Here is a 14,424-nt window from a genome sequence, read left to right on the forward strand (position 1 = left end):
TGTTTTGAGAATATCTCTAGAAATTTTGAAGTAGAATTATTACAATGAAAAGTTATGCCTATAACTATTTAAATACAAATCACAATGAACACTAGCAAAACAAACTAAACTCCTCGGTCTCGCAAGTACAAGCCTCAACACTCTTTTCATCTATATTGGCTCCTGAAAACTTGAAAGTACCCAAAAACGAATCACCCTCTACACCAATAGAAAATTTCTCCTTTTTAAAATTAACTTCCACTCGACAAACATGAACACCGCTGGGGCTAGTGAAATACGACATTTTAAAACATTGATAATCCTCACTGCTATCCTCTTTCAAAAACTCAATATTATCCAATTTTTCAAAATTGCAAATCTTTGAGGTAATTAAATTTAAAAGGGCTGTATCTAAGGTTTTCATAACGATTAGTTAATTTTGGCTCGCAAAAATACATCGAATTAACAAAAGGGCAATGTTAAGTTTACAGGCAGAAGGAAAATTTAATATTGGACCTTGTAAAAAAGATGAAGCCTTTAATTTGTCCAATAAAAACCTTAATAATTACTTCCCGATACAGAAATTAGCAAAGATATTACCCAATAATTCGTCATTGGTGACTTGTCCCGTAATTTCTCCAAAGTGATATAAGGCCTGTCGTATATCAATGGCCAATAAATCGCCTGACAAGCCTGTTTCCAAACCGTATTTTACCTTTTGAATTTCCTCAAAAGCTTTTAACAGGGCATCGTAGTGGCGTGAATTGGTAACGATGGTTTCGTTATTTCGTAAGGCTCCTGTATTGATCAAATCGAGAAGTTTTTTGGTCAAGTCTTCCACACCTTCCCCTGTTTTGGCTGACAGCATTTGTATTTCAGGAATTTCAGCTCTCATTTTAGCCTGTTGGTCGGCATCGATTTTATCCACCTTATTGGCTAGAATAATCAGTGGTTTTTGTGGGTATTTATTTTTAATTTTTTCAAGTTCCACCTTAAACTTGTCACTTTGCTCTTGGTATTGTGTACTGTCAAACAAATAAATCACCACTTGAGCCTGCTCTATTTTTTCAAAGGTCTTTTTAATCCCAATACTCTCCACCACGTCTTTCGTATCGCGAATTCCTGCCGTGTCAATAAACCTAAAACCAATACCGCCAATGGAAATTTCATCCTCAATGGTATCCCTGGTAGTTCCCGCAATATCACTTACAATAGCGCGTTCTTCATTCAATAAAGCATTTAATAAGGTGGACTTTCCAACGTTGGGCTCCCCTACAATTGCCACAGGAATCCCATTTTTGATCACATTTCCAACCGCAAAGGAATCTATCAGTCGTTTCAATACAAACACAATGCGCTCCACCAATTCCTTAAACTGACTTCTATCCGCAAACTCTACATCTTCTTCCGAAAAATCCAATTCCAGTTCAATCAGTGAAGCAAAATTCAAAAGTTCCTCTCTCAGTTTGGCAATTTCCGAAGAAAAACCACCACGCATCTGCTGCATGGCTACTTGATGCGATGCTTCATTGTCACTGGCAATCAAATCGGCTACAGCTTCTGCTTGACTTAAATCGAGTTTACCATTTAAAAAAGCCCTTAGGGTAAACTCTCCTGCATTGGCCATTCTACAACCACGACGCAAGAACAATTGGATAATTTCCTGCTGAATGTAGACACTTCCGTGGCAAGACACTTCAATCACATCTTCACCCGTATAGGAATTTGGATTTTTAAAAATGGTCACCAAAGCTTCATCCACCACTTTTTCATTCTCCACAATATGACCTAGGTGAACCGTATGGGTACGCTGTTTGGATAATTCCTTCCCAGAAACAGAGCGAAACACGCCTGAGGCAATATTGATGGCCTCCGGCCCAGATAAACGGATCACCGCAATGGCGCCACTGCCCGAAGGCGTTGCCAAAGCCACTATAGTATCATTATGAGACATGATGGATAATTTTTAAGCAAATGTATTGCAAAATTGCTGTTTCTGCCCAATTGAGCACCATTTCTTTAGGGTTTCACCATAAAAGGGTTGACTTTCTAAAGGCAGACTTCCTATATTTGTGCAACTCAAAAACATAAATAACAATGAAAAAAATACTTAGTGTATTATCTCTTTCCCTACTTATTACGGCATGTAAATCGCCAGAGAAACACGATGGCTATGTAATTGATGGAACCGCAGACGGCATTACCAATGGCATTAGGGTTTACCTAAATACCATGGACGACCGCGGAAGACCCGTAGCTCAGGACACAGCCGTGGTAATGGATGGTAAATTTAAATTTGAAGGTTCTATTGCCTCTCCAAAATTATGGTTCCTTTCCATCGATAATGTAAATGGTTTAAAACCTATTTTAATGGAGAATGCCCTCTTTGAAGCTACTGTTTACAAGGACAGCCTACATGCTTCCAAAGTAACCGGAAGTCATTCCAACGAAATATTTTCTGATTACAACGAAGCGATGAAAACCATGTCTATGGAGCGCCAAAATATCACTTCCGATTTCAGAAAAGCCAGTCAGGCTAAAGATACCGCTGCCATTGCAAAGGCCAGAAAAGACCTTTCTGAGCTTACTACCAGAATGCAAAATTACCCATACGATTTCCTAAAAACAGGAGAGCCTTCATTCTTCTCTTTGTTGTTGATTGAATCCTTGATACAAGGAAGAGACATTGATTTAGCCAAACTTACCAAAGCTTACAACGCCTTGGATGCCGACATCAAAAACTCGGAATATGGTGTTGTTGTTGGTGGAAAAATCAAACAAAAAGAACAAGAGGCTGCTAAAACCGCGTATTTGGAAATAGGAAAACCGGCTCCTGAATTTTCGGCTCCAGATACCAATGGAAATGTGGTTGCTTTGAAAGACCTTAGAGGTAAAGCCACTATCATCGATTTTTGGGCATCTTGGTGCGGTCCTTGTCGTAGAGAAAACCCTAATGTGGTTAAGGTTTATGAAAAATATCACGACAAAGGTTTAGAAATTATTGGAGTGTCTTTGGATAAAGAAGGACAAAAAGATCGGTGGTTAAAAGCGATTGAAACTGACAACTTAACTTGGAACCATGTTTCTAACCTAAAGTATTTCCAGGATCCTGTGGCGCAACAGTACAACATCCGTTCGATCCCTTCAACCTACATTTTGGATGAAAACGGAATTATCGTTGCCAAAAATTTGAGAGGTCCAGCATTGGAAGCTAAGATTGCTGAGCTTTTGGATTAAGTTTTCTAAACATACACAAACAAAAAAGTCTTCACTATTGAAGACTTTTTTGTTTTATAACTTTCCTGTTTTGTGCATCCCGTATAGTATGACAATAGGAACGGCCAATAACAAGACCATCGATCGATTGACGTCTAATAAATAAGGGGCCAAAATTAGGGTTACCAAATAACCGCCAACAGCCCCACCAAAATGGGCATCATGACCAATATTTCCAACTTTGTTTTTCATTCCGTAGATGGAATACAACAAATAACCTATACCGAATATATAGGCAGGAATTGGAATAGGAATAAAAAACATATACAAGCTCATTCCTGGCTCCAACAAAATTGCGGAATACAAGACCCCGGTTACTGCCCCACTAGCACCAACTGCACTATAATAATATTCATCCTTATGAAAAAATAGGGAAAACAAGCTTCCCAAGATCAAACTACAGATATAAATAATGATAAAATGAAGTGTTCCAAGATAGTTAATTACCACATCGGCAAAAAAGTACAAGGTAAACATGTTAAAAAACAAATGAGCTGTATCCACATGCAAAAACCCCGAACTGAACATCCTGATCTGCTCTCCCCTCTTGATGCCTCCTACATTAAATTTATAGCGTTCAAAAAAGCCGTAATCTCCAAAACCTTTATAAGAAACTATTACATTGGCCGCAATGATAATGATGGTCACTAAACTTAAATTCATAAACTCAAGAGGTATATTTATATTATAGCATATATTTGCTCCTGCAAATCTAATACTAAAAAATGCAATTTCTTGTCTACATTTTGGTTTACCCAATTATCTGGTTCATTTCCAAACTTCCTTTTAGACTCCTTTACGCCCTCTCCGACTGTATTTTCGTTCTGCTATACTACGTTGTGGGCTACCGCAAAAAAGTAGTGAAAGAAAATCTCAATTTGGTATTCCCCAATAAGTCCAAAGAAGAAATCAACACCATTACCAAGAAGTTTTACCATCATTTATGTGATATGATTGTAGAAGCGCTTAAATCGATGTCGATTACTGAGAAAGAAATGAGAAAACGCTTCACATTTACCAATGTAGATCTTATTTTGGATACTGTAAACAATGGAAAAAGTATTGCCTTAATGTGTGCACACTACGGAAGTTGGGAATGGATTTTTGTATTGCAAACCTATTGCGACGTTAAAGGCTATGCTGTGTACAAACGTTTGGAGAACAAATATTTTGACAGGTTGGTCAAAAAAATCAGAGCCAAATACAACAGTTATTTAATTACTACCAAGGAAACCATTCCGGTTTTGATGAAAGCCAAGGCCAACAAGCAGCAAATCATTTGTGGGTTTGTAGCAGACCAAACTCCAAAACCAAGTAAGGCCTTTCATTGGGGTGACTTTATGGACATTAAAGTACCAATGCATACAGGTGCTGAAATGTTGGCAAAGCGTCTTGATCTAGCGGTTATTTTCTTTAAAGTGAAACGCCTCAAGCGCGGGTATTACCAAACCACTTTTGAAACCATTACCCTAAACCCGAAAGAATACGATAATTACGATATTACCGACCATTATTTCAAGTTGGTAGAAGCACAAATCGAAGAAGCCCCAGAATACTACTTGTGGACACATAAGCGTTGGAAACACCGAGACAGTGTCCCTGAGGAATATCAATCCTAAAAATAAAAAGAGCTCCAAATTGGAGCTCTTTTATTTCATATAAACACAAGCTTTTAGCTATTAGCAATTGCCTTGATTTCAGCAATAAATCTATCGGCTAAAGTATCCGCTTCTTCTTGTGAAGGAGCTTCTGTATAGATTCTAATGATAGGCTCCGTGTTACTTTTTCTTAAATGCACCCATGAGTTTGCAAAGTCGATCTTTACACCATCAATAGTTGTGATTTTTTCACTGGCATACGTTTCTGCCATGGTTTTCAAAATAGCATCCACATCCAAATCTGGGGTCAACTCTATTTTCTTTTTGCTCATAAAGTAGTTTGGATAAGAGGCTCTTAAATCACTAACCGATAATTTCTTTTCTGCCAACAAACTCAAGAACAAAGCAATCCCTACCAAAGCATCCCTTCCGTAATGCAATTCAGGATAAATGATGCCACCATTACCTTCGCCTCCAATAATGGCATTGTTTTGTTTCATCAATTCCACAACGTTCACTTCCCCAACAGCACTGGCCTCATAAGTCCCACCGTGTTGTTTGGTGACATCATTCAAAGCTCGCGTAGAACTCATATTGCTTACGGTATTCCCAGGTGTTTTACCCAACACATAATCGGCACAGGCCACAAGGGTATATTCCTCCCCAAACATCTCGCCTCGCTCATCCATAAAGGCCAAACGGTCTACATCTGGATCTACCACAATACCCAAATCGGCATGTTCTTTAACCACAGCTTCAGAAAGATCGGTTAAATGTTCTTTCAGTGGTTCTGGGTTGTGCGGGAAATGCCCATTAGGCTCACAATACAATTTTACGGTTTCCACTCCCAAACGCTCCAACAACAAAGGCACGGCTATTCCTCCCGTTGAATTTACACCATCTACAACCACTTTAAATTTAGCCGCCTTAATGGCATTGGCATCCACCAAATTCAATTTCAAAACTTCATCGATATGCATGTCGATATAGGCATCGTTTTTAGTGATATACCCTAAACTGTCCACATCAGCAAAAGTCATACGGTCCTGTTCGGCAATTTCCAAAATTTTAGCGCCTTCAGCACCATTTAAAAATTCACCTTTGGCATTCAATAATTTTAGGGCATTCCATTGTTTTGGGTTATGACTCGCCGTAAGGATGATTCCCCCATCGGCATGTTCCAAAGGCACTGCTACCTCCACCGTTGGGGTGGTAGACAAGCCTAAGTCCACTACATGGATCCCAAGCCCTACCAAAGTGTTCATCACCAAATTTTGAATCATGTCTCCCGAAATTCTGGCATCTCTTCCAACTACTACTGTATGCTGATCTTTTTGACGTTGTTGTTTGAGCCAAGTACCATAAGCCGAAGCAAATTTTACGGCATCAATCGGTGTTAAATTATCACCAACTGCACCGCCGATAGTACCACGAATTCCTGAAATTGATTTTATAAGTGTCATATGTTTGTATTCTTGATTTCAGCAAAGATAACAATTCAAATTCTTAAAACTATCGGCAAAGTATCGCTTCTAATTTGTAAATTACCCTAATGAATTTTCTCGCACATATCTATCTTTCTGGGGACGACGAACTTATCCGCATTGGTAATTTTATGGCCGATGGCATTAAAGGTTCCCAATACAAAAATTTCCCTACAGACATTCAAATTGGTATTTTACTGCACCGTGAAATCGACACCTTTACAGACTCGCATCCCATTGTGAGACAGAGCACCAAACGCTTGCACCCTAATTACAGCCACTACAGCTCTGTGATTGTGGATATTCTTTACGATCATTTTTTGGCCCGAAACTGGACACGCTATTCCGATACGCCTTTGAGCGTTTTTGTAGATGATTTTTATGACAGCCTTACCAACAATGGAGAATTGCTCACCTCTAGGATAAAACATTTAACTCCCTATATGATTGCCGATAATTGGCTCCTAAGCTATGCCAAAATTGAAGGGATACAGCGGGTTTTGAACGGTATGAACAGACGTACCAACCATAAATCCGGAATGCATACGGCCACCTACGAACTGAAACTATATTACACTGAATTTGAAACTGAATTCACCGAGTTCTTTGAGGAACTCAGGGCTTTTTCCAACAACAAGCTCCATCAATTGCAACAACAATACTATCCTTCTCCATGAAACAACTTTTGCCCTACATACTCCTCAGTATTTTTATATTTTCCTGCACTAAATCTTCCAAAAATTCCCCAAGAGGGTTGGTTACTGAAAACGCTATGGTGGTTTCCGCAAGAGAAGAAGCCTCCAAAATTGGGGTAGAAATTCTGAAAAAAGGCGGCAATGCTTTCGACGCTATGATGGCTACCGAAATGGCTTTGGCTGTCACCTTTCCCTATGCAGGAAATTTAGGTGGTGGCGGGTTTATGGTCTACCGATTGAACACTGGAGAAACAGGTGCTTTGGATTTTCGGGAAAAGGCCCCCTTAGCAGCCTCTAGAGATATGTATTTGGATTCTCTTGGCAATGTCATTCCCAACAAAAGTACGGTTGGCGCTTTTGCGGTTGGTGTCCCCGGTACTGTTGCTGGTTTGTTTACAGCTCATGAAAAATTTGGTTCACTTCCTGTGAAAGACATTTTAGCCCCTGTGATTGAACTGGCAAAGAAAGGGTTTAAGGTCACCAAATACCAAGAAGAACGCTTCGATACCTACGACAGTATTTTTAAAGCGGTAAACGGAAAAGACATCTTGTATTCATCCGCGATTAAAGCTGGAGATACCATTAAAAATATGGCCCTCGCCAACACTTTGAAACGCATTGCCCAAAATGGCAAAAAAGAATTCTACGAAGGCCAAACTGGCCAGCAACTAGTGAAATATTTGCAGGAAAAGGGAGGCATCATCACCATAGAAGATTTAGCGCTATACGAAGCTAAGTGGCGTGACCCCATTACATTTCAGTATAAAGATTTACAGATTAGCTCCATGTCTCCTCCATCCAGCGGCGGTATTTGTTTGGGACAGATCCTGAAAATGGTCGAGCCCTTCGACCTCAAATCTTATGGTCATAATTCCCTAAAAACCATTCAAGTTTTGGTTGAATCCGAACGGCGAGCCTATGCCGATAGAAGTTTTTATTTGGGAGATCCCGATTTTGTTGAGATCCCAACCGAAACACTTTTGGATACTGACTATTTAAAAGAACGCATGGCCAATTTTTCTTTTGAAACCCCCACCAAATCTGAAGAACTTTCCTATGGCAATATTACCGGTTTTGGCAGCAATGAAACCACTCATTATTCTATTGTAGATGCTTTTGGAAATGCGGTATCAGTCACAACTACCCTTAACGGAGCATATGGCTCCAAACTGTATGTGGATGAACTTGGTTTTTTCCTAAACAACGAAATGGACGATTTTAGCAGTAAACCGGGAGTCCCCAACAGCTATGGCCTCTTAGGCGCCGAAGCCAACAGCATTGCCCCACAAAAAAGGATGCTAAGCGCCATGACTCCAACCATTATAGAAAAAAACGGAAAACTGTTTATGGTGTTGGGCACACCAGGAGGCTCCACCATCATTACTTCGGTGTTGCAAACTATTTTAAATGTTGAAGAATTTCGAATGGGCATGCAGGAAGCTGTAGATGCCCCGCGTTTTCACCACCAATGGTTACCAGATGAAATTAGAATGGAGGTGAATTTATTTCCAGAATCCCTTAAAAGCCAACTCGAAACCCACGGCTACCCTATCAATGAAAAAGCGCCTCCAATCTCCGCTAGGGTTGATGCAATTTTAGTCCTTGACAACGGTAATTTGGAAGCCGGGGCGGATCACAGAGGCGACGATACTGCGGCTGGTTATTAATCGATGCATTTGGATGCTGAGCGTATTAATTTAAAACAATCAAAAAAAAACTATTACATTTAAAAGAAAACTGCTTCAGAAAAAGTCTTCTAAGTAGGGAATTCCGAGATATGCCTCAAAACCTTAAAATCTCTAGTAAAGATCAAAACCAACGTGTATGCGATTGAGCAAGCCCTTGAAAATAATCTTAGGTGTCATCATCTTTTTTACTTTGCCTAGCCTCTTGCTCTTTGGTTTCGCCTACTTTAAATATGGCGAACCTTTGCCTGTAGCTTCCCAAAGTGAAGCTGCCGATATTATGGCAAAAAAAATGTTGGACGCACTTAATTATGAAGCATACAAAGAAACAAACTTTATTGAGTGGACCCACAAGAAACGTCGACATTACAAATGGAAAAAAAAGGAAGGCAGTTGTACAGTTTACTGGAAAGACTACAAAGTAGACCTAAACCTTTCCGATTATAACAAAAGTAAATGTTACGTGCATAATTTTCAGGTTGAAGGGGACACTGGCGATGACCTGCTGGAAGACGCTATTTCCTATTTTGAAAATGATTCTTTTTGGTTGGTAGCGCCCTATACCATTTTTGATGAAGGCGTTACTAGAAGCATCGTAACTCTGGAAGATGGCAGCAAAGGCTTAATGGCCACCTACTCCCCCAAAGAATCCTATGTATGGAAACTGGACACCGATAACGTTCCAAAAAGCTTAAAAATGTGGACCAACAAACTTCCTTTTGGAGGTATTGAAATGTCTTGGAAAGATTGGACCACCACCGAAAGTGGGGCCCAATTGCCTACCTTTCACAAATTCTTGGTATTTGGAATCCAACTTAACCATATTACGGCTACCAAATAACCCTACTTTGCAGATTTCTGACCTACGAATTGATGATTTTTCAACTTAAACAAGACATTAAAAGTAGTTAAGCTCCCATAAATACGGGTAATGTATTGCTGTAAATCTATCTTTTCGGCCTCATCCAAATTACTACTATTGATCTTTTGTTCCATTACTCGCAAGCGATCACGCACCATGGTAATTTTATGGAAAAAACTGTCAATTGGAATTTCCTTACTTTGCAACGAATTATCTTCTGGTTGCAAAATCATGGTCCCTCCTTTCCATTTATCACCAATTGGCACCACTTCGGTCACATCACTCCAACGTTTTAAAATTTGCACCAAGCTACTCTCCACTTCAACAAAACTAATGGTGTCCACATCATCTTCCATAGCTTCGATAATTTCAAACTCACTATCCAAATCAATCGTTTCCAATCCATTTTCAATAAAAGTCACCCAATAATGCTTGGAAGTCACGTTGGTTACGACCCCTTTTCCCAATTCCGGATGGTCTATTCTAGACCCTATTCCCAATAATTTCATATGCTTTATTTTTCGACCTGTTTTTCACAGGTTTTGATTAATTTTTAAATATAGTTGACACATTAACTATGCACCAGCACAAGTATAACAATTTTTGAGGCATTTTCTAAGAGCTTTAAACCTGAATACAGTAGTTTTTCACTGTTTTAATTGGCTTTAAAAACAGAACTTATCTACCTCAGTTATACAATAATTAACAGTATACAAAATAAGGGATACTTCCTTTTTCAGTTCATAATCTGTACCTTTGCAACTTTGCCAATTTTATGAGCGCATTTGAAGAACATATTGAAGTTAAGGGTGCCCGTGTGCACAATTTAAAAAACATCGATGTTACCATCCCAAGGGAGCAGTTGGTAGTCATTACTGGACTTTCTGGAAGTGGGAAGTCGTCTTTGGCTTTCGACACCATTTATGCCGAAGGACAGCGTCGCTATATTGAAACCTTTTCGGCCTATGCCCGCCAATTTTTGGGTGGCTTGGAACGCCCCGATGTAGATAAGATTGACGGCCTTTCCCCTGTGATTGCCATAGAGCAAAAAACCACCAGTAAATCGCCAAGATCCACCGTGGGAACCATCACCGAGATTTATGATTTCTTAAGGCTCCTTTTTGCCAGGGCTAGTGATGCCTATAGCTACAACACGGGTGAAAAAATGGTGAGCTATAGCGATGAGCAAATCAAAGCACTTATTACTGAAAGTTATGAAGGCAAACGCATCAATATTTTGGCGCCGGTCATCAGATCGCGGAAAGGACACTACCGTGAGCTATTCGAGCAGATTGCCAAACAAGGCTTTGTAAAAGTACGTACTGATGGAGAAATTAAGGATCTTGTGAAAGGCATGAAACTTGACCGCTACAAAACTCATGATATCGAGATTGTCATTGATAGATTAAAAATTGATGCTTCGGCCGACAACGATAAACGCTTGACAGAAACCATCAATACAGCCATGTACCATGGTGATGATGTCTTGATGATTTTGGACCAAGATACTCAGGAAGCCCGTTATTTCAGTAGAAATTTAATGTGTCCGTCTTCTGGTATTTCTTACCCCAATCCAGAACCCAACAACTTTTCATTCAACTCTCCTAAAGGCGCCTGCCCAAAGTGTAATGGAATTGGAAGACTGTATCAAGTCAATGAAAAGAAAATTGTTCCAGACGATACACTTTCCATTAAAAATGGCGCTTTAGCGCCTCATGGACCACAAAAAAACAGTTGGATTTTCAAACAATTGGAAGTTATTGGTCAACGCTTTAATTTCGATCTTAACACCCCTTATAAAGACATTCCCGAGGAAGCCCAACAAATGATTCTTTATGGAGGCAATGAAAAGTTCTCAATTGAAAGTAAAACATTAGGTGTCACCCGTGATTACAAAATTGATTTTGAAGGGGTCGCCAAATTTATAGAAAGTCAGTACCATAATTCCGATTCTACCTCCCTAAAAAGATGGGCCAAGGAATATATGGACAAAGTGGTTTGTGACGAATGTGAAGGATCTCGACTGAGAAAAGAATCCCTATATTTCAAGGTCAACGGATTGAGCATTGCCGATTTGGCACATAAAGACATTGTAGATCTGTCCCAATGGTTTGCAGATTTACACAATCACATTAGTGAGAAGCAACTTAAAATTTCGGAAGAAATCATTAAGGAAATCAAGGCCCGTCTTCAGTTTTTATTGGATGTGGGATTGGATTACCTGTCCTTGAACCGCAGCTCAAAATCGCTATCTGGAGGCGAAGCGCAGCGTATTCGCTTGGCCACACAAATTGGTTCACAATTGGTAGGGGTGCTTTATATCTTGGATGAACCAAGTATAGGATTACACCAACGGGACAACGAGAAATTGATCAATTCCCTAGTATCCCTTAGAGATATTGGAAATTCGGTAATTGTGGTAGAACACGACAAGGACATGATAGAACGCGCCGATTATGTAATCGATATTGGTCCGAAAGCAGGAAAACACGGCGGAGAAATCATTAGTATTGGCACTCCCGAAGAATTAAAAACCCATCATAGCCTTACCGCAGATTACCTTAATGGATGTAAGGAAATTGAAATTCCAAAAAAGCGCCGTGAAGGCAATGGAAAATCCATAGAATTGAAAGGCTGTTCAGGAAACAACCTCAAAAATGTATCGGTGACCTTTCCATTAGGAAAAATGATAGGTGTTACCGGAGTTTCTGGAAGCGGAAAATCCACATTAGTTAACGAGACCCTCTACCCTATTATGAATGCCCATTATTTTAACGGGGTTAAAAAACCGATGCCTTATAAAAGCATCAAAGGATTGGAGCATATTGACAAAGTTATCGATATCAACCAATCCCCTATTGGACGTACTCCAAGAAGTAACCCAGCCACTTACACAGGGACCTTTAGTGAAATACGCAGTTTATTTGCCAAAGTTCCGGAAGCCATGATTAGAGGCTACAAACCAGGGCGTTTTAGCTTCAATGTAAAAGGAGGCCGTTGTGAAACTTGTCAAGGAGGTGGACTTCGAGTGATTGAAATGAACTTTTTACCGGATGTGTATGTGGAATGTGAAACCTGTCAAGGCAAGCGTTTCAACAGGGAAACTTTAGAAATCCGTTACAAAGGCAAATCGATTAGTGATGTCTTGAACATGACCATTAATGAAGCGGCAGAGTTTTTTGAGCACATTCCAAAAATCCACAAAAAGCTTAAAACCATAAAGGATGTTGGTTTGGGATACATTACTCTTGGGCAGCAAAGTACAACGCTTTCTGGAGGAGAAGCCCAACGCATAAAATTGGCCACAGAATTGAGCAAACGCGATACAGGAAACACTTTTTACATTTTAGACGAGCCAACTACAGGATTGCACTTTGAAGATATTAGGGTATTGATGTTGGTCCTCAATAAACTGGTAGACAAAGGGAATACTGTATTGATCATAGAACACAACCTAGATGTCATTAAAACCGTAGACCATATTATCGATGTGGGCTATGAAGGTGGAAAAGGTGGAGGACAGATTATTGCCAAAGGTACTCCTGAAGAACTAATTAAAAACAAAAAGAGCCATACGGCAAGGTTTCTTAAGAAAGAACTGGAATAACATTTGTTTATAAAAATTTAATTTTCAACAATTTAAACACATAAAAACTAAGATTTTATTATTATTTAGGAAAATTCTTTAGTATATTAGTATCATAACATCAAAACCACAACTATTATGAGAAGTATACTTTGGCTTGTAGCCGTAATTTGTATCCTTGTTTGGGTTCTGGGATTTTTCGGAATCGTGGAAGGAATTGGAACTAGCAGCTTAATTCATATTTTGCTTGTTATTGCCGTCATTGCAATTCTTTACAACATCATATCAGGCAGGAAACCTCTATAAGACACTACTTTATAAGACTAATACTCTAATGAAAAAGGCGGAACACAATCCGCCTCTTTTTTTACCCTAAAGTCACATAGCTTTAACACGCTTACCTAATTATAATTTGTATCTTGAAATCCTTAAATGGTATAAAGTACCAAAGCTTTTGTAAAGGCCAAATTCAAAGCCCTTTCATGTTTTAGGTACTTCAATACTAATGTTATTTTAAATTTACATCTATGACCAGAGAACAGCATCACAGACGATGGAATGAAATAAAAACCAATGACTCATGGGCCATTTTTAAGATCATGGGCGAATTTGTAAACGGATACGAAAAGTTGAGCCTGATAGGGCCCTGTGTATCTATTTTTGGATCTGCTAGAACAAAGCCCAACCATAAATATTACAAACTTGCAGAAGAAATTGCAGAGAAAATTGTGACCCAAGGCTATGGTATCATTACCGGTGGTGGCCCAGGTATAATGGAAGCCGGTAATAAAGGGGCCCACATTGCCGGTGGTACATCGGTGGGACTGAATATAGAATTGCCGTTTGAGCAACATGACAACCCATACATCGACTCAGATAAGAGCTTGGATTTTGACTACTTTTTCGTTAGAAAAGTGATGTTTGTAAAATACTCACAAGGCTTTGTGGTAATGCCTGGGGGTTTCGGTACACTTGACGAATTATTTGAGTCCATCACCCTTATTCAAACCCATAAAATTGAACGCTTCCCAATTATTTTAGTGGTAAGTGAATTTTGGAATGGCCTAATCGATTGGGTCAAATCCACCCTTTTGGAGGCAGGCAATATCAGTCCTGAGGATTTGGACCTAATCCATATAGTCGATACTTCTGAAGAAGTGGTACAAATTTTAGACGAATTCTATAAAGAATTCAACTTAAGTCCAAACTTCTAACATGTTAATCCCCTGTATAAAAACAACATAGTAAAAAGCTTTATT

Annotated in this window: 13 protein-coding genes; 8 read left to right on the forward strand and 5 right to left on the reverse strand. The window is 39.3% G+C overall.

Annotated elements, in window-relative coordinates; translation table 11 throughout:
• Positions 1-91 precede the first annotated feature (91 nt).
• Positions 92-403: a hypothetical protein gene (locus ZA05_RS08200; RefSeq protein ID WP_053991214.1), complete on the reverse strand. Its 312-nt coding sequence runs from the start codon at positions 401-403 to the stop codon at positions 92-94.
• Between the two features lie 141 nt (positions 404-544).
• Entirely contained in the window at positions 545-1,933 is a 1,389-nt protein-coding gene (gene mnmE / locus ZA05_RS08205) for a tRNA uridine-5-carboxymethylaminomethyl(34) synthesis GTPase MnmE (RefSeq protein WP_053991215.1), read from the reverse strand.
• Positions 1,934-2,076: 143 nt separating this feature from the next.
• On the opposite strand from mnmE, the gene ZA05_RS08210 reads away from it, so the two are divergent.
• Positions 2,077-3,216: a TlpA disulfide reductase family protein gene (locus tag ZA05_RS08210; protein ID WP_053991216.1), complete on the forward strand. Its 1,140-nt coding sequence runs from the start codon at positions 2,077-2,079 to the stop codon at positions 3,214-3,216.
• A gap of 54 nt (positions 3,217-3,270) precedes the next feature.
• On the opposite strand, the gene ZA05_RS08215 is transcribed toward ZA05_RS08210, so the two are convergent.
• Complete coding sequence (locus tag ZA05_RS08215; RefSeq protein ID WP_053991217.1) at positions 3,271-3,918, reverse strand: rhomboid family intramembrane serine protease; 648 nt, start codon at positions 3,916-3,918, stop codon at positions 3,271-3,273.
• Positions 3,919-3,980: 62 nt separating this feature from the next.
• Between ZA05_RS08215 and ZA05_RS08220 the strand changes: the two genes are divergently transcribed.
• A complete protein-coding gene (locus ZA05_RS08220) occupies positions 3,981-4,874 on the forward strand; it encodes a lysophospholipid acyltransferase family protein (RefSeq protein ID WP_053991218.1) in 894 nt (297 codons plus the stop codon).
• A 53-nt stretch (positions 4,875-4,927) separates the two neighbouring features.
• Here ZA05_RS08220 and glmM read toward each other — a convergent pair whose 3' ends face one another.
• On the reverse strand, positions 4,928-6,316 hold the full coding sequence (glmM, locus tag ZA05_RS08225; protein ID WP_053991219.1) for a phosphoglucosamine mutase: 1,389 nt from the start codon (positions 6,314-6,316) through the stop codon (positions 4,928-4,930).
• An 89-nt stretch (positions 6,317-6,405) separates the two neighbouring features.
• Here glmM and ZA05_RS08230 point away from each other — a divergent pair, with 89 nt between their 5' ends.
• The 3 genes from ZA05_RS08230 to ZA05_RS08240 all read left to right on the forward strand — a co-directional run bounded on the left by ZA05_RS08230 (position 6,406) and on the right by ZA05_RS08240 (position 9,558).
• Positions 6,406-7,014, forward strand: coding sequence for an ACP phosphodiesterase (locus tag ZA05_RS08230; RefSeq protein ID WP_053991220.1), 609 nt, complete (start codon positions 6,406-6,408; stop codon positions 7,012-7,014).
• Positions 7,011-8,699: a gamma-glutamyltransferase gene (ggt, locus tag ZA05_RS08235; protein ID WP_053991221.1), complete on the forward strand. Its 1,689-nt coding sequence runs from the start codon at positions 7,011-7,013 to the stop codon at positions 8,697-8,699. Before ZA05_RS08230 ends, ggt begins: the two co-directional genes overlap by 4 nt.
• Before the next feature lie 157 nt (positions 8,700-8,856).
• A complete protein-coding gene (locus ZA05_RS08240; protein WP_053991222.1) occupies positions 8,857-9,558 on the forward strand; it encodes a hypothetical protein in 702 nt (233 codons plus the stop codon).
• A gap of 2 nt (positions 9,559-9,560) precedes the next feature.
• Here the strand turns inward: ZA05_RS08240 and ZA05_RS08245 are convergent, their stop codons facing one another.
• Positions 9,561-10,088 carry a hypothetical protein gene (locus ZA05_RS08245; RefSeq protein WP_053991223.1) on the reverse strand — a complete coding sequence of 176 codons (528 nt, stop codon included), beginning with the start codon at positions 10,086-10,088 and terminating at the stop codon, positions 9,561-9,563.
• 266 nt (positions 10,089-10,354) lie between these two features.
• On the opposite strand from ZA05_RS08245, the gene uvrA reads away from it, so the two are divergent.
• The 3 genes from uvrA (at position 10,355) to ZA05_RS08255 (ending at position 14,379) form a co-directional block, all read left to right on the forward strand.
• Positions 10,355-13,186, forward strand: coding sequence for an excinuclease ABC subunit UvrA (uvrA, locus tag ZA05_RS08250; protein ID WP_053991224.1), 2,832 nt, complete (start codon positions 10,355-10,357; stop codon positions 13,184-13,186).
• A 117-nt stretch (positions 13,187-13,303) separates the two neighbouring features.
• Complete coding sequence (locus ZA05_RS18200) at positions 13,304-13,471, forward strand: lmo0937 family membrane protein (RefSeq protein WP_157514619.1); 168 nt, start codon at positions 13,304-13,306, stop codon at positions 13,469-13,471.
• A gap of 221 nt (positions 13,472-13,692) precedes the next feature.
• Entirely contained in the window at positions 13,693-14,379 is a 687-nt protein-coding gene (locus ZA05_RS08255) for a TIGR00730 family Rossman fold protein (protein ID WP_053991225.1), read from the forward strand.
• The last annotated feature ends 45 nt before the right edge of the window (positions 14,380-14,424 follow it).

The organism is Mangrovimonas sp. TPBH4, assembly GCF_001280505.1.
In the GTDB taxonomy this organism is placed as follows: domain Bacteria; phylum Bacteroidota; class Bacteroidia; order Flavobacteriales; family Flavobacteriaceae; genus Mangrovimonas_A.